This is a genomic window from Pseudomonas sp. MDT1-16 (assembly GCF_054898115.1).
In genome coordinates, this window is sequence record NZ_CM142717.1 from 2,945,509 (window position 1) to 2,961,521 (window position 16,013).

Consider the following 16,013-nt stretch of genomic DNA (forward strand, 5'->3'; position numbering starts at 1 on the left):
AGCGTTAGGCTTGAACGACCGGGATGTTGGCGTTCGCAGCAGCTTCACGGAACTCGGCGATCTGGTCAAAGGACAGGTAGCGGTAAACATCGGCCGCCATGCTGTCGATCTTGCCAGCGTATTCCATGTACTCCTCGACGGTCGGCAAGCGACCCAGGATGGAAGCAACAGACGCCAGCTCAGCCGAAGCCAGGTAGACGTTCGCGCCGTCACCCAGACGGTTCGGGAAGTTACGGGTCGAAGTCGACACAACTGTCGAGTTCGGCTCTACACGTGCCTGGTTACCCATGCACAGCGAGCAGCCTGGCATTTCCATGCGAGCGCCGGCCTTGCCGTAGATGCCGTAGTAGCCTTCTTCGGTCAGCTGGTGAGCGTCCATTTTGGTCGGCGGCGACAGCCACAGACGGGTTGGAAGCTGACCCTTGACCTGATCCAGCAACTTGCCGGCAGCGCGGAAGTGACCGATGTTGGTCATGCACGAACCGATGAACACTTCGTCGATCTTCTCGCCAGCAACGCTGGACAGCAGACGGGCGTCGTCCGGATCGTTTGGCGCGCAGAGCACAGGCTCTTTGATGTCGGCCAGGTCGATTTCGATGATTTCAGCGTACTCGGCGTCAGCATCGGCAACCATCAGCTCAGGGTTGGCAACCCAGGCTTCCATCGCTTGAGCGCGACGTTCCAGGGTACGAGCATCGCCGTAGCCTTCGCCGATCATCCAGCGCAGCAGGGTGATGTTGGAGTTCAGGTACTCGGTGATCGAGTCTTTCGACAGTTTGATGGTGCAACCGGCAGCCGAACGTTCAGCCGAGGCGTCGGACAGCTCGAAAGCCTGTTCGATGCTCAGATTGTCCAAGCCTTCGATTTCCAGAATGCGGCCGGAGAAGGCGTTCTTCTTGCCTTTCTTCTCGACGGTCAGCAGGCCAGCCTGAATCGCGAAGTAAGGAATGGCGTGAACCAGGTCGCGCAGGGTGACGCCCGGTTGCATTTTGCCTTTGAAGCGCACCAGGATCGATTCCGGCATGTCCAGCGGCATAACGCCGGTGGCCGCAGCGAACGCAACCAGACCGGAACCGGCCGGGAACGAAATGCCCATCGGGAAACGGGTGTGGGAGTCACCACCGGTACCGACGGTGTCCGGCAGCAGCATACGGTTCAGCCAGCTGTGGATGATGCCGTCGCCCGGACGCAGGGAAACGCCGCCGCGGGTCATGATGAAGTCTGGCAGGGTGTGGTGAGTGGTCACGTCGATCGGCTTTGGATAAGCCGCGGTGTGGCAGAAGGACTGCATCACCAGATCGGTCGAGAAGCCCAGGCACGCCAGGTCTTTCAGTTCGTCACGGGTCATGGGACCGGTGGTGTCCTGGGAACCGACGGTGGTCATTTTCGGTTCGCAGTAGGTGCCTGGACGAACGCCTTTGCCTTCTGGCAGGCCGCAAGCCTTGCCGACCATTTTCTGTGCCAGGGTGAAACCCTTGCCGGTGTCGACAGGTGCTTCAGGCAGTTTGAACAGATCGGTAGGGCCCAGGCCCAGCTCGGCACGGGCCTTGTCGGTCAGGCCGCGACCGATGATCAGCGGAATACGACCGCCGGCACGAACTTCGTCCAACAGAACCGGAGTCTTCATTTCGAAGGTGGTCAGGACTTCGTCAGTGCCGTGTTTGCAGACTTTGCCAGCATGCGGATACAGGTCGATCACGTCGCCCATGTTCATGTTGGTCACGTCGAATTCGATCGGCAGTGCGCCGGCATCTTCCATGGTGTTGTAGAAGATCGGGGCGATTTTGCTGCCGAAGCAGAAACCGCCAGCACGCTTGTTCGGGACGTGAGGAATGTCGTCGCCGAAGAACCACAGCACCGAGTTGGTCGCCGATTTACGCGACGAACCGGTACCGACCACGTCACCGACGTAGGCGATTGGGAAACCGGAGTTGCGCATTTCTTCGATCTGCTTCATCGGGCCAGTCACGCCTTGGGCGTCAGGCTCGATGCCTTCACGGGCCATTTTCAGCATGGCCAGGGCGTGCAGCGGGATGTCCGGGCGGGACCAGGCGTCCGGGGCAGGGGACAGGTCGTCGGTGTTGGTTTCGCCGGTGACCTTGAACACGCGCAGGCTGATCTTGTCGGCCAGGGTAGGGCGGTTCTGGAACCACTCGCCGTCGGCCCAGGATTGCAGCACGCCTTTGGCGTGAACGTTACCGTTTTTGGCTTTTTCAGCGACGTCGTGGAAGGCATCGAACATCAGCAGGGTGTGCTTGAGTTCTTCGGCAGCGACCGGGGCCAGTTCGGCGCTGTCGAGCAGGTCAACCAGGGTCACGATGTTGTAGCCGCCCTGCATGGTACCGAGCAGTTCAACAGCACGCTTCTTGTCGATCAGAGGGGATTTTGATTCGCCTTTAGCGAGGGCAGAGAGGAAACCGGCCTTAACATAGGCAGCTTCGTCCACACCTGGCGGAACGCGATGGGTGATCAGGTCAACGAGGAAAGCTTCTTCGCCAGCCGGGGGATTCTTCAGCAGCTCGACCAGGCCTGCAGTTTGTTCGGCGTTAAGCGGCTGGGGAACGATACCCAGTGCTGCACGCTCTTCGATATGTTTGCGGTAGGCTTCAAGCACAGTTATTACCCTCATCAGTGGTCCCAAATGGGTGTCCGGGACGCTCATCCCGAAATTGCCGTACTCATGCGCTGCGTGGCGTTGTGGGCCACTTAGCCAGAATTACCGGCAATTCCTTACAGAAGCTGCTTTCAAAGTTTTACGCCTGCAGAACGGGGAGCTGATGAGGGTTGGCGTAGAGCTTTTCCCCGCTGGAAAAACCCTTCGCCAACTCCGCTCTGAAGGAACGACTGTGCTCGTGACGCTTTGAAAACAGCTTCTAACGGACATTGGCGCCTTAAAAGGCTGGCTGATTCTACGGCAAAAAAAAATTAAAGGTAAGTTAGACCCTCAAGATTGAGGGGTGATCAATGTTAGACAAAGGGCTAACATGCCGACCTGTTCTGCTTTCCCGTGTTCTCCCTGACTATGCCCAATCAGACCATCAAGACCCCCTGCGTCGGCCTCTGCTCCACTGTTTACGGTGATTTGGTGTGCCGTGGCTGCAAGCGTTTCCACCATGAAGTGATCAACTGGAATGGTTACAACGAGGAAGAGAAGCGCGCGGTGTGGCTGCGTCTTGAGCAACTGCTGTCCCAGGTGATGGCCAGCAAGCTGGAAATTTTCGATCCCCAGCGACTGCGACTGCAGTTGGAGCAGCGCAAGATCCGCTTTGTGCCGCATCAGTCGGAATATTGCTGGGCGTATCAGTTGATCGCCCGGGGCGCGCGGGTCATCAACAATCTGGAAGCCTACGGAATGGTGCTGATGCCAGAGTTTCGCGACTGGAACCTGCCCGAATTACGGGACGCCATTGATCGGGAATTCTTTTTGCTGTCAGAGGCGCATTACCAGCGCTACATCGCGCCAGGCTTCCTCAGGGACGCCTTCGGCGCCTGATTTTTAAAGTCAAAAGATCGCAGGCTTCGCCAGCGCCTACACGTTGAACACATTCCCATGTAGGCGCTGGCGAAGCCTGCGATCTTTTGATCTTCTCTAGTGCTGGGTCACAATCTCCTCCAGATGATCCATGATCGTATCCGGTTTCAGCACCAGCACATCGCTCTCCACCGCATCCAGTACCACTTCCGCCGTATTACCGATCAACGCCCCCGACAACCCGGACCGCGCGACCGTACCGATCACGGTCACTGACGCCTGCAGCTTGTGGGCCATGTACGGAATCAACACATCCGCCGGGCCTTCGGCGATATGCAGGTGGTCGTCGTCGATGTCGAATTCAGCCTGAAAGGCCTTGCACTGTTCGCGATAGCGCGCCTCGATGGTTTCGCTGAGCTGCAACGTCGGGTCGGCTGACGACAGCATCGGTGATGGATGGGCGCTGATCACATGCAGGTGAGCCTTGGCCAGGCTGGCGATGTCATAGCCATGATCGATGATGGCAGCGTGCAGCGTACGGTGTTCGCCATCGGTATTACCGACGTCGATCGCCGCGAGAATGACCCCGCCCGACCAGGGTTTCGAGGTTTTGACCAGCAGCACCGGCGTCGGGCAGTAACGCAGCAGTTTCCAGTCTGCCGGAGTGAGGAGGGCTTTTTTCAGCGGGCTGTCGGGGTAATGCTGTTTGACCACCAGCCCGCAACCTTCAGCCTGCTGCACATCGACGATGGTTTCGTGCAGGCTTTCGTTCCAGGCCTGCTCGGTGGTGACGCTGTAGCCATCCTCCAGCAGCGCGGCCTTGAGCACGCCCAACATGCCGCTGTGGTCATGCTTGCGGTCGCAGACCAGCAGATGCAGATGCGCTTGGGTCACGCCGGCTATCAATTTCGCCCGTTTAAGCGCCAGGCTTTCCGAGTGTTCGGGTTCGATGACCACCAGGATGCTGCGAATGGCTTGCATGATCGGGATCTCCAGGAAGTAAAAAATACTGCGTTGGACAACTATAGTTGCTGGTCGCGCTTTCGGGGCTTGATGCATATCAACGGTCGCGACTGGTGGTCTGCCGACAGGCCGGTATAATCGGCGCCCTTCGATTTGAACCTCTTATCCGTGAGCCCCATGATCCTTCCCGAAATTCACGAGTTCCTCGGCTGCCGTACTCCCGATGGCTGGGTTCAGGCCGCGCTGGCCGATCAGGAAACCCTGCTGATCGATCATAAAAACTGCGAATTCAAGGCGGCCAGCACGGCGTTGAGCCTGATTGCCAAGTATCACTCCCACGTCGATCTGATCAACGTGATGTCGCGCCTGGCCCGGGAAGAGCTGGTGCACCACGAACAGGTCATGCGCTTGATGAAAAAGCGCAAGATCGAGCTGCGTCAGCTGTCCGCCGGGCGCTATGCGTCGGGCCTGCGCAAAGTGGTGCGCAGCCACGAACCGGTCAAACTGGTGGACACCCTGGTGGTCGGCGCTTTTATCGAAGCCCGCAGCTGCGAGCGTTTCGAGGCGCTGGTGCCGCATCTGGACGAAGAATTGGGCAAGTTCTACTTCGGCCTGCTGAAAAGCGAGGCCCGGCATTTCCAGGGTTACCTGAAACTGGCCTACCAGTACGGTGACGCCAAGGACATCGCCCTCGTGATCGACAAGGTCCGCGTCGCCGAGCAGGAGCTGATCGAGTCACCGGACGTGGAGTTCCGTTTCCACAGTGGTGTGCCCGTGGCGGCCTGACGGTAACGGTCGCGGTCAACCCTTCAAATCCAACCGCTCGTGCCACTCGGCGATGGACTCATCCGGCCAGACATCGCTCTGCCGATCACCCGCCTGCGTCTTGACCTCCACCCACGGCGCTTTCGAACCGAGCATCACGTGGGTGAGTTCCGGCGGCACTGGCAACGGCGTGTCGATGGCCGAGGCAAACGGGTGGATCAACTCCGGCCATTCGGGACTGAACAGCCACAACCCCGAACCACACACCGAACAGAAATGCCGTTCGGCCGTGCTGCGGTGGGCGCGTTTGTCACTGTCGCTCTTGAGCCGTGCATGATAAATCGCGATGTGCTTGCGGCCGCGAACCTTCAGGCTGCCAGCGTCGCCACCGATGTTGATCGAATAACCGCCACCGCCCTGGGTCTTGCGGCAGATCGAGCAGTAACAACGCTGGTACGGATAGGGATGGGCGCTGGTCAGACTGAACGACACCGCGCCGCAATGGCAGGAACCTTCGAGCTGCATGGGAACCTCCGACAGGTCAGAAACTTACCCAAGACAGCCTAGACCGGCTTTGTGAACACTGAAGATCAAGTGTGGGAGCGAGCCTGCTCCGGGCGGCGATCCGACGATGAACAATAACGCGGTCCCGCTGGACGCCCACCCATGGCCGGGGCAGCATGTGCGCCTTCCTATTGGAGCCTTTGCCATGCGACGACTGCCTTCTCTGGCCGCACTCAGAACTTTCGAATGCGCCGCCCGCCACGCCCACTTCGGTCGGGCAGCGGCGGAGTTGTGTGTCACCGACAGCGCGGTCAGTCATCAGATTCGCCAGCTCGAAGAGCAATTGGGCGTGTCGCTGTTCGTCCGCGAAGGCCGGCAGATTCGCCCGACGATGGCCGCCGGGCGCCTGATGCAAAGCTTGCAGCAGGCCTTCGAACTGATCGGCGAGGCCTGCGATGAGCTGCGTGACCCGTCATCGCTGGCGGTGTTGCGCCTGGCGGTGACTGCCGAGTTGGCGCAAAAGTGGTTGATGAGTCGCCTGACTGATTTTTACGCGCGCTATCCGCACATCACCTTGCACCTCTACGAACAACCGATCGACGCCACGGCGCCGGGCGAAGACATCGACCTGGCGATCACTTACGGCACCGGCCCGGTGGACAGCAGCGCGTACTTCGTCCGGCCCTTGCCGGCGTTGCAGTTCTTCCCGGTGTGCAGCCCCGGTCTGTTCAACCAGGGCACGTTGAAAACCCCGAAGGATCTGGCGCGTCATTGCCTGCTGCACGACGATCAGGACGGCAAGACCTGGACCGCCTGGCTCACCAGCCATGCCGGTGATCAGCGCCCCGAACGGCAGCTGTATTTCGCCCACGCGGGTTTGGCGCTGGAAGCAGCGGCTCAAGGCCAGGGTGTGGCCATGGGCGATAACTTGACTGCGCAGGAGGATTTGCTCAGCGGTCGTCTGGTCCGGCCGTTCACCTCAAGCATGACTGCACTCGGCCAATATGCACTGGTGTGCGAGCGGGTGAGGCTGGAACGCCCAGCGGTGGCGCAGATGCTGGAATGGTTCAACGATCAGCTGGTCGATTGATGAGTTGAATTCAAGTATTCCGAAATAATCATCGTTGGCGGGGAGGGCGCCGACGACCTTAGCCTGTGGTCATTCCAATCCCTGTTGATGAGGTTTGACCATGGCACGTTTGCTCGACTCCACCCCTAAACTCGACGGTTTCCGGTTGCCTGGCGAATTCGAAACCAAGTCCGGTTGCTGGCTCGGCTGGCCGGAGCGTACTGACGTCTGGCGCAACGGTGCCAAGCCGGTGCAGAAAGTCTGGGTGCAGATCGTCACCGCCATCTCCCGGAGCGAACCGGTCACCGTGTGCGCCTCCGCCGCGCAGTTCGCCACCGCTCGCCGCCAATTGCCGCCGCAGGTGCGCGTGGTGGAAATGACCTGCAACGACACCTGGTTCCGCGACAGTGGCCCCTGCTTTGTGGTCAACGACGACAGCGGTGAGGTGCGCGGCGTGGACTTCGAGTTCAACGCCTACGGTGGCCTCGATGGCGGCCTCTATTACCCGTGGGACAAGGACGACCAGATCGCCAGCAAAATCCTCGAAATCGAACGTTTCGACCGTTACCGCGCGCCGCTGATCGCCGAACTGGGCGGCATCCAGAGCGACGGCCAGGGCAGCATTCTCACCACCGAACAATGCTTGCTCAACCGCAACCGTAACCAGCACCTGGGCAAGGACGAAGTCACCCGGCGATTGACCGATTACCTCGGCGCCGAGCAAATCATCTGGCTGCCACGTGGGTGCAAGTTCGACGAAACCGATGGCCACGTCGACGACCTCGCGTGCTTCGTGCGTCCCGGTGAAGTGGTGCTGCAATGGACCGACAATCGCGATGACCCGCAATGGGAAATCTACCAGGAGGCGTACGACATTCTGCGCAGCACCCGCGACAGCCGTGGCCGCGAGCTGAAAGTGCACAAGCTGCCGCAACCGGATGTGCTGGAATGGACCGCCGAGGAAGCCGAAGGCCTGGATCAGCAAGACAGCACGCACACCCGCCAAGCCGGGACCAAAATCTGCGCGTCGTACATCAACTACTACGCCGGCAACACCTCAATCGTGGTGCCGCTGTTTGGCGATCGCAACGATCAGGCCGCACAGGCGACCCTCGCCGAACTGTTCCCGCAACACAAAATCGTCGGTATCGAAAACTCTCGGGAAATCCTCCTCGGCGGCGGTAACGTCGCGTGCATCACCATGCCGCAGTACGCTGGCAGTGCCTCCAACAAAAAGGGAGTTTAATCATGGGCCTGCACAAACTGACTCAAGCATTGCTGCTGGTGCTCGCACCCCTGTGTGTGCAGGCCGCCGACACCACGAAACCGGTGGTCAATCTGTACATCTGGGGCGAGTATCTGGCCCCGGACACCCTGACCAATTTCGAAAAGAAAACCGGCATTCATGTGGTGGCTGATCACTTCGATTCCCTTGAAACCGCCGAGACCAAACTGCTCACGGGTCGCAGCGGCTATGACCTGGTGCTGACCGCGGGTCAGCATTTGTCCCGGGCGATCCAGAGCGGTGCGATTCAAACGCTAAACCCGCAACAGCTGCCACATTTTGCCGGCGTTGGTGACGAGTTCCGCCAGCACATGGCCGTGTTCGACCCGGGCAACCGCTACGCCGGGATCTACGCCTGGGGTACCACCGGCGTCGGCTATCAGGAAGAGGCGATCATCAAGCGTTTGCCCAACGCGCCAACGGACAGCTGGGCGATGCTGTTCGATCCGGCGGTGGTGTCGACATTTGCCGATTGCGGGGTCAGTCTGCTCAACGACCCCAATGAGGTTTTCGCCGCGGTCATGAAGTACATGGGGCTGGACATCAACCTCCAGAACCTCGATGACCTGAAACGGGCCGAGCAGCAACTGGCGAAAATTCGGCCCTACATCCGCTACTTCGACAATGACCTGAATATCAGCGACCTGGCCAACGGCAACACCTGTGTGGCGATGTCGTGGAACGGCAACGTGGCCATCGCCGCCGGCCAGGCAGAAGCCGCGAAGAAACCGTTCACCTTGACCTACCGCATACCGAAGGAGGGCACACTGATCTGGTTCGACGCGATGGTCATTCCCAAGGACGCGCCTCATCCTCAGGCGGGGCTGGCGTTGATGGATTATCTGATGACGCCGGAGGTGATTGCGCCGATCACTGACACCATCCATTACGCCAATGCGATTACGGCGGCGGACGGCTTGATTGATCCGGCGATTCGCAATGATCCGGGGACGTATCCGTCGGCGGAGGTGAGGGCTTCGTTGTATAGCAAGAATGACAATGGGAAGGCGTTCAACCGGGCTTTGATTCGGGCGTTCAGTCGGTTGAAGTCGGGGTTGTGACTGGGACGGGCGGCTTTGGAACACGCCACAAATACCACGCCGCCACCGTCCGAAACGGACGCCACCCCAACCCAATCTCAACCATCTGCTTACGCGTCGGCTGCACCTCCAACCCCTTCAACCGCCGATACCCCTCACGCACGCCAAAGTCATCGGCCGGCAAAATATCCGGCCGTTCCAGGCTGTAGATCAGCAACATCTCAACCGTCCAGCGCCCAACCCCACGCAGAGTGATCAACCGTTCGATCAACGCTTCATCATCCATCGCCACTGCCTCAGCATAATCCGGCACCACACCGTCCAGCGCCGCTTGGGCAATGCCTTGAATGGTCGCGATCTTGCTGGCGGAAAAGCCGCAACTGCGCAGTTGATCGAACGCAGTCGCGACAATCTGTTCAGGCCTCGGGAACGCGCCCGTCCCAAACAGCGCCAGTAGCCGACCGACAATCGCATCCCCGGCCTTGGCATGCAGTTGCTGGTAGGCAATCGCCCGCACCAGCGACTCATAAGGATCGCGGGCCGCATGGGGCTGATGCAGGCAAGGGCCGATGGTGGCGACGTGGCGACGCCAATCTTCGTCGATGGACGCCAGAAACTCAGTGGCGGCCAGGTAGGTATCGGGCATGGAGGTCAAACTTTCCGTGTCGGCGCCAAGAGGGCGTTAACTTCCCCGTAGGTGAAGGCCTTGAGGTGGCTACTGTCGAGCTTGCCGGTTTCCAGAAAGCGCTTGGCCAGGGATGCCATGGCACCATAAAGAAACTCGGCAATACCCGAACCTGCGCTCAAACGGCGTACGCCGAGCGCCTTCAGCTCTTCGGGCGACGGCAGGCCGGGGAGCCCGAGCACGTTCACCGGCAGCGAGGTGCCTTGGCACAACGCAGCGATTTCGTATTCTGCCGTGACGCCAGCCGCGAACAACCCATCGGCACCGGCCGCCTGATACAACGCGGCGCGCTTGAGCGTCTCTGCGACTCGATCTTCGGCAGGCACCAGACTTTTAAGGTACACATCGGTGCGGGCATTGATGAACAGCTTCACCTGCCGACGACTGGCTACCTTGCGAGCGATTTCAATCTTGCGCGCCAGCAGTTCGGGCGGGGAAGCGCCGTCCTCGATGTTGATCCCGACAGCCCCGGCGGCCATCACCGCATCAATGACTTCGGCAACCCGTGTCAGGTCATCGGAATAACCGGCCTCGATGTCCACGGTCAACGGCAGCGAGATCACCCGAGCGATGGACTCGACCGTAGATATCAGGCGCTCAAGGGGCAGGGCATTGCCATCCTGATAACCGTGAGCCCACGCCACCGCCGCGCTGCTGGTGGCAACGGCTTTGCTGCCCAGTTGCTCAACGATTCGCGCGCCGGCGGCATCGGCGACGTTGGTTAGAATCAGCAGGCCGTCCTGGTGCAACTGATGAAACTGGCTGTCGAGTGTGTCCATCGAATGTCCTTCCTTATGACTATTTGAGAAAACTGCGAGTGATCAGAATGCGAGTTGTTGCGTGATCTGCACCGCCGCTTTTTCCAGCCTTAACAAGAACGCCTTGCGCGGTTGTCCTCCACCATAGCCGGTCAGTGAGCCGTCCGCACCGATCACCCGGTGACAGGGCAACACAATCGCCAGACGGTTATGCCCGTTGGCCAGGCCCACGGCGCGACTGGCGCCGGGTTTGCCCAATAGCGCGGCAATGGCGCCGTAGGTGCTGGTCTGGCCGTAAGGGATTTTCGCCAGTTCAGCCCAGACTTGCCGGGCGAAATCGCTGCCAGGCAGGTGCAGTGGAACGTGGAATTCAGTCAGTTTTCCGGCGAAATACTGCGCCAGTTCCTGTTCGATTTGCTGCAAGTGTCCGTTGTGCCCCGGTGCCACGGCATAGCCATAGCGGTTCTGCAGCGCTTCGACTTCCTTGGTCAGCGCTGGCCGATCAAGAAACTCCAGCAGCACCAGCCCGCGTCGTTCGGCCATGGCGATCATCGGCCCCAGCGGTGTGGTCAGGCGGGTGAACAGCAGCGGCTCGCTGTAGGCGGCGCGGCCGGGTGTGATGTGGAAGGACTTTTGAAACGCATCACGAAACCCGCTCAGGGACTCGTAGCCCGAGTCGAACGCGGCGTTGTCGATGGAATCGCCCTGTTTGATCCCGCCCAACGCCATGCCGAGGCGTCGAGTGCGCAGCCAGGCATGAAACGTCATACTGAAATGCTGTTTGAACCAGCGTCGCAACTTCAGCGGCTCGATGCCTTCGGCCAGCAACTGGGCATCGGTCCAGCGCTGGTCGGGCTCGGCGTCTACCGATTTCAGCAGCCGCTGCACCCAGTCCGGCGCGATGGCCGCCGCGTCCAGCGGCTTGCAGCGCAGACAGGCGCGGTAGCCGGCCGACATGCACTCATCGGCATGGGCGAAGAACTCGACGTTCTCCGGCTTCGGCTTGCGCGCCGTGCAGCTGGGGCGGCAAAAAATGCCGGTGGTTTTGACCGCGGTAAAAAACACCCCCTCGTAGGCGGTGTCTCGTTCGAGCATGGCGCGAACCATCTCGGCGTGGGGCGGAAGCACAGCGTTTTGTAGGTTCATGGAATGAGCATAAGACGCGTCGGCTATCGCCTCCACCGGAAAATCGACAGAGAATTCGTAGGCCCTGTAGACGGCGGCATAAACTACAGGCCTGCCGCGCCTCGTCTGGCTATATAGTTTAGTTTTTCTTCTTGATTAGTTTGCTCATGTAGTACTTGAGGCTAAAACGATCTTTAGGCCTAGGCTTGTAGTGGGTTTTGTTTCGTTGTGCGGGGTCGATCGCCATGGTTCCTGCGGTGTAGTAATAAAGCGCTATAGACTTGCGCGTGATGTGCTCTGGCGTCGTTAAAGGCTCTGGGTGCCCATGATTACTGTCTTTGTCTGTGTTGAAAATGACACAGCGATTGTAAATGGGCAGGACTTTTTTAAGGCAGGTCTTCATGTCAACATCCCAAAGTTCCAGGTGGCCGCCGAATTCGTCTTGCCAGCCTTCATTCAGATAAATGATGACATTCAGTCTGCGCTCAACATTAAGCTTTTTGTTGAGCCTGAAGTCCGAGTGTACCCCCAGGAAACCACCGCTTTTCGTTTCATGCAGCCCGCCACCGGTAAAGTACGGGTCGGGTATCAAACCTTCGATGCCTGTGAGCTTTTCAAGAAACTGCAGCATGGGAGCCGAATTAAAGGCGTTGAAAACAGTCTTCAAATAAGGGGGGCATTCGTTGGGACTAATTTGACGTTTTCGTTGACCTTTATAGCCGCGCTCGTACAGCATTTCGTTGTGGGTCGGCTCGACTGGGAAGTGCGAGCAGATACTTGCAATCAGGTCTTCGTGCAAGAAGTTATCGATGACGATGTGCGGAAATGGCGTAGCCTGAGTATAGCGACTGGCCAATGAGTCACCAAAGGCGCTGGCGGCGCTCTGGTCGAAATCAAGCTCCGGGGAGAGGGTGATCGGCAGTGCTTGAGTGATGGGTGTCATTACCGCTCCAACAACTTAATATAAAGACTTATGGGTGGCTTCAAACAGCGTCGAACGCCGTGCTCGTTGCGTGTCTTCGTCGCTTAAACTTTGCGGTCGTCATTGTTGAGGCGCTTCAGGATGTTGTTGTACATTTTGGTTCGTCTATGAGTCTTTTCATAGCCGCCAGCCGCTGCGACAGTGCCGGACTGGATATGATCCAGATAGCTGAAAATTTTACGCGGTGATAACAATTCAACGATGTAGCCCAACTCGGTCATGCGATCTTGGAGGGTATAGCCAGGCACACGATCATCCATCGAAAAATGCAGGTTGTGCTGTTTAATAAGTTTGCAGTTCCACAATGTACAGAAACTCTTCAAGTAGACTTCTCTGTACGGTTTTGGTTCTCTGGAACGTAATCCTATGGAGATTTTCAGGTGTCTGAAATGGTGTTTGAATAGTCGTGAGCTAAAGCGCCAAAGCGTTCTCGTGGCGCCACGATTTAGTTGCTCTACACAGCCGACGGCTACGATTTTTTGGTTGTTGATGCATTTATTCAGCATCATTGGAAAAACATTTTTATCGAAAATAAATGTATCGGTGTGCAATAGGAATAAATAATCAGTTTCGACTCGCTCCAACACCAGGTCAAGTGCTTTGCCATGTGCGATATGGCCTGGTTCTGGCTCAGAAACAGAACGCTCGATTAAATTGATCCAGTTAAGTGTGCGCAAATATTCAGTGCTTTCATCGGCGGAATAGTTGTCAACTACCCATATGGGTACGCTCTGGTTGCCTATATGCTGACGCAATAAGTCTAAGCATATCTTGGTAATTTCCGGCGTCTTGTAATTTACTATAACTATGCTAAAGGTTTTAGCGCTTTCAGTTGGAAGGCTAATATTGTTCATCGTTCAGGTGCTCAATAGTATTATATGTAGTTATAGAAATAATTGAACCCGTATACAGCTTCCGTTTATTTGTCCGCGCACAATTTGCGTGACGATAGAGCACAATTTGTTAGGTCGCTTTGTCATGCACTGAATAACCATAGCCTACTCATACCTGATGGAGAGCACTAGATGCGGCTTCATCGTATAAGGATCTGCTCTACAGGTAAATATCCGTGAATTATTCCGTTACATCAGAAGGCTGGTCAGGCGAGCTTCTTGGGCGGCCGCGGGCAGGTGAGGGGTGTTTTCTTCAATACAGCCATCAGGCCGCTCTTTACCGTGAGGCCTTGTTCAACTGAATTGAAAAAGGTCTGTGATGAGTCTGATTATCTCCATGGCGGCGTTTGCATTGGTCGCTTCGATAACGCCGGGACCGGTGAATATTGTCGCGCTGAGTTCAGGGGCACGGTTTGGTTTTCGTGCCAGTCAACGGCATGTGGCCGGCGCAACCCTGGGTTTTGTTGTGTTGTTGGTGCTGATGGGGTTGGGGCTGCACGAGTTGTTGCGGTTATGGCCCGCGCTGACGCAGGTGGTGCAATGGGCGGGTGTAGCGTTCCTGTTGTACATGGCCTTCAAGTTGGCCGCCGACAAGGGCCATCTCGATGCGAAGGAATCAGGCCGGGCGCCGTCGATGTTGTACGGCGCCGTCATGCAGTGGCTCAACCCGAAAGCCTGGTTGGCCTGCGTGGCAGGCATGGGCGCGTTTGTCGCCGATGGTGAGGCGCGGTTGGTGTGGCAGTTTGCGGCGGTGTATCTGGTGATCTGCTACCTGTCCGTCGGTTGCTGGGCGTATGCCGGGACCTTTTTGCGTGGCTATTTGAACAACCCGGCGGGCATGCGACTGTTCAATCGGAGCATGGCGTTGCTGCTGGCGGCGAGCGCGGTGTACCTGTTGTTGCCCTAGAGTACTTGAGTCACCCGCGGTACTGCCCCGGCGTCGCCGCCAGATGCTGTTTGAACGCACGCTGAAAATGCGCCTGATCGGCAAACCCCGCCTCCAGCGCCACATCGGCGATCAGCTTGCCGCTGCGCAGTTGATCGCGGGCGAACTGGATGCGCCGGTTGACCAGAAACGCGTGGGGTGTCATGCCGTAATGCTGCTTGAACGCGCGGATCAGGTAGGACGGCGATAGCTGAGCAGCCTCGCAAATAGCTTCGAGCTTGAGCATTTGCGTGCAGTTGTCGCGAATGTAATCGGCCGCCCGTTCCAGTTTGAAATTGGGCTCGCGCAGCGGCTGATCGATCGGATTGAGCCGCTGCTGCAGGTCGGTGAAAAACTCCACGGCCGCGCTTTGCTTGCGCAGCACGTCTTGCTGCGCATCGACCAGCACTTCGTACAAACCTTTGAGGCCGGCAAACAGGTCGCTGTCGTGAGTGTGGGTGATGGAAAACCGGCGAAACGCCAAGTCCTGGCTGATGCCGAGCTGATGCTGCAAATCGGTCAGCCAGGGTGTCTCGACGTACAGCATCAGGTACGACCACGGTTGGTCATCGATGGGATTGCAGGCGTGGACATCACCGGGGTTCATCAGCACCACGGTGCCGGCACTGACCTGACATTCCGATTGCTCGTGGAGATAGGTGCTGCGCCCGGCAGTGATCGCGCCGATGGAAAAGTGCGCGTGGGAATGCCGTGAATAGCAGACCTCGCGGCCGTCGGCGATGGCCCGCGCCTCGATGAAGGGCAGTGCGTCGTCGCGCCAGAAGCGCGGGGCTTTGTCAGCGTCTTTGGCAACGGCGGGCTTCATTATCAGCGTCCTCGGCAGGTCAGAACCGGAGTGTATTAGCTCTCGCCGTTAAAGGCCCGCTGCAAGGTGGCGATGTCGAGTTTTTTCATCTGCATCATGGCTTGCATGGCGCGCTGGGATTTTGTCGTGTCAGGGTCTTTCAACATGTCCATCATGGCGACCGGCACGATCTGCCAGGACAAGCCGAATTTGTCCTTGAGCCAACCGCATTGCTCGTTCTGTGGATGGGCGGACAGCGCCCCCCAGAAATGGTCGACTTCGTCCTGGGTCTGGCAGTTGACCTGAAATGAAATCGCTTCGCTGAACGTGAAATCGGGGCCGCCATTGAGGCCTGTGAAAGGCTGTCCGTCGAGTTCGAAACTGACCGTCAACACCGAGCCTTCAGGCTTGCCATGAACCTCATGACCGGCGTTGCCGTAGTGAGTGATGGTGGTGATTTTCGAATGATCGAAGACCGAACAGTAAAACTTCGCCGCCTCTTCGGCCTGATCGTCGAACCAGAGGCAGGGGGTCAGTTTTTGAACGCGGTGCATGGCGTAGCTCCTCTACGGATTGCTCAGGCTGGACTTTCAGCGTAGTCAGCCTCTGGGCGTCTGGCCTTACCGTAGATCGACAAGTTAAAAACAACTCTGATGTAGTCGTAATGACTTTTCATAGTGTCTATATGACTACTTTTGAATGTAGTCATACTGACTTGAACTACTTCAATTGTTTGATTTTT

16 protein-coding genes are annotated in these 16,013 nt (G+C 58.0%); 6 read left to right on the forward strand and 10 right to left on the reverse strand.

What is annotated here, in order from left to right; all coding sequences use genetic code 11:
• Nucleotides 1–4: 4 nt before the first annotated feature.
• Nucleotides 5–2,614 (reverse strand): bifunctional aconitate hydratase 2/2-methylisocitrate dehydratase, encoded by a 2,610-nt coding sequence (gene acnB, locus ACYZT3_RS13460; RefSeq protein WP_282380351.1) that lies wholly within the window; start codon nucleotides 2,612–2,614, stop codon nucleotides 5–7.
• Nucleotides 2,615–3,022: 408 nt separating this feature from the next.
• Between acnB and ACYZT3_RS13465 the strand changes: the two genes are divergently transcribed.
• A complete protein-coding gene (locus ACYZT3_RS13465; protein ID WP_282380349.1) occupies nucleotides 3,023–3,493 on the forward strand; it encodes a DUF1289 domain-containing protein in 471 nt (156 codons plus the stop codon).
• A 96-nt stretch (nucleotides 3,494–3,589) separates the two neighbouring features.
• Here ACYZT3_RS13465 and ACYZT3_RS13470 read toward each other — a convergent pair whose 3' ends face one another.
• Nucleotides 3,590–4,453: a universal stress protein gene (locus ACYZT3_RS13470; protein WP_282380287.1), complete on the reverse strand. Its 864-nt coding sequence runs from the start codon at nucleotides 4,451–4,453 to the stop codon at nucleotides 3,590–3,592.
• A 159-nt stretch (nucleotides 4,454–4,612) separates the two neighbouring features.
• Here ACYZT3_RS13470 and ACYZT3_RS13475 point away from each other — a divergent pair, with 159 nt between their 5' ends.
• A complete protein-coding gene (locus tag ACYZT3_RS13475) occupies nucleotides 4,613–5,221 on the forward strand; it encodes a MiaE family protein (RefSeq protein ID WP_462032263.1) in 609 nt (202 codons plus the stop codon).
• A 15-nt stretch (nucleotides 5,222–5,236) separates the two neighbouring features.
• On the opposite strand, the gene ACYZT3_RS13480 is transcribed toward ACYZT3_RS13475, so the two are convergent.
• On the reverse strand, nucleotides 5,237–5,725 hold the full coding sequence (locus ACYZT3_RS13480) for a GFA family protein (RefSeq protein WP_462032264.1): 489 nt from the start codon (nucleotides 5,723–5,725) through the stop codon (nucleotides 5,237–5,239).
• Between the two features lie 184 nt (nucleotides 5,726–5,909).
• Here ACYZT3_RS13480 and ACYZT3_RS13485 point away from each other — a divergent pair, with 184 nt between their 5' ends.
• The 3 genes from ACYZT3_RS13485 (at nucleotide 5,910) to ACYZT3_RS13495 (ending at nucleotide 9,119) form a co-directional block, all read left to right on the forward strand.
• On the forward strand, nucleotides 5,910–6,794 hold the full coding sequence (locus ACYZT3_RS13485) for a LysR substrate-binding domain-containing protein (protein WP_461970838.1): 885 nt from the start codon (nucleotides 5,910–5,912) through the stop codon (nucleotides 6,792–6,794).
• Nucleotides 6,795–6,894: 100 nt separating this feature from the next.
• Nucleotides 6,895–8,019, forward strand: a complete 1,125-nt coding sequence (gene aguA / locus ACYZT3_RS13490) for an agmatine deiminase (RefSeq protein ID WP_462032265.1) — start codon at nucleotides 6,895–6,897, stop codon at nucleotides 8,017–8,019.
• A 2-nt stretch (nucleotides 8,020–8,021) separates the two neighbouring features.
• Nucleotides 8,022–9,119, forward strand: coding sequence for an extracellular solute-binding protein (locus tag ACYZT3_RS13495; protein ID WP_462032266.1), 1,098 nt, complete (start codon nucleotides 8,022–8,024; stop codon nucleotides 9,117–9,119).
• On the opposite strand, the gene ACYZT3_RS13500 is transcribed toward ACYZT3_RS13495, so the two are convergent.
• From ACYZT3_RS13500 to ACYZT3_RS13520, 5 genes are all read right to left on the reverse strand, one after another.
• On the reverse strand, nucleotides 9,094–9,744 hold the full coding sequence (locus ACYZT3_RS13500) for a DNA-3-methyladenine glycosylase family protein (RefSeq protein WP_462032267.1): 651 nt from the start codon (nucleotides 9,742–9,744) through the stop codon (nucleotides 9,094–9,096). The genes ACYZT3_RS13495 and ACYZT3_RS13500 overlap by 26 nt on opposite strands.
• A gap of 5 nt (nucleotides 9,745–9,749) precedes the next feature.
• Nucleotides 9,750–10,562, reverse strand: a complete 813-nt coding sequence (locus ACYZT3_RS13505) for an isocitrate lyase/PEP mutase family protein (protein ID WP_462032268.1) — start codon at nucleotides 10,560–10,562, stop codon at nucleotides 9,750–9,752.
• 42 nt (nucleotides 10,563–10,604) lie between these two features.
• The gene (locus ACYZT3_RS13510; RefSeq protein ID WP_282380272.1) at nucleotides 10,605–11,687 is read right to left on the reverse strand and encodes a bifunctional transcriptional activator/DNA repair enzyme AdaA; all 1,083 of its coding nucleotides are present in this window, start codon (nucleotides 11,685–11,687) and stop codon (nucleotides 10,605–10,607) included.
• 118 nt (nucleotides 11,688–11,805) lie between these two features.
• Nucleotides 11,806–12,609: a 2OG-Fe(II) oxygenase gene (locus ACYZT3_RS13515; protein ID WP_282380268.1), complete on the reverse strand. Its 804-nt coding sequence runs from the start codon at nucleotides 12,607–12,609 to the stop codon at nucleotides 11,806–11,808.
• A gap of 83 nt (nucleotides 12,610–12,692) precedes the next feature.
• Nucleotides 12,693–13,502, reverse strand: a complete 810-nt coding sequence (locus ACYZT3_RS13520) for a glycosyltransferase (RefSeq protein ID WP_462032269.1) — start codon at nucleotides 13,500–13,502, stop codon at nucleotides 12,693–12,695.
• 358 nt (nucleotides 13,503–13,860) lie between these two features.
• Here ACYZT3_RS13520 and ACYZT3_RS13525 point away from each other — a divergent pair, with 358 nt between their 5' ends.
• Nucleotides 13,861–14,448, forward strand: a complete 588-nt coding sequence (locus ACYZT3_RS13525) for a LysE family translocator (RefSeq protein WP_282380263.1) — start codon at nucleotides 13,861–13,863, stop codon at nucleotides 14,446–14,448.
• Nucleotides 14,449–14,458: 10 nt separating this feature from the next.
• On the opposite strand, the gene ACYZT3_RS13530 is transcribed toward ACYZT3_RS13525, so the two are convergent.
• Both ACYZT3_RS13530 and ACYZT3_RS13535 read right to left on the reverse strand, forming a co-directional pair.
• Complete coding sequence (locus ACYZT3_RS13530) at nucleotides 14,459–15,292, reverse strand: AraC family transcriptional regulator (RefSeq protein WP_282380260.1); 834 nt, start codon at nucleotides 15,290–15,292, stop codon at nucleotides 14,459–14,461.
• Between the two features lie 35 nt (nucleotides 15,293–15,327).
• Complete coding sequence (locus ACYZT3_RS13535; protein ID WP_282380259.1) at nucleotides 15,328–15,825, reverse strand: VOC family protein; 498 nt, start codon at nucleotides 15,823–15,825, stop codon at nucleotides 15,328–15,330.
• Between the last annotated feature and the right edge of the window lie 188 nt (nucleotides 15,826–16,013).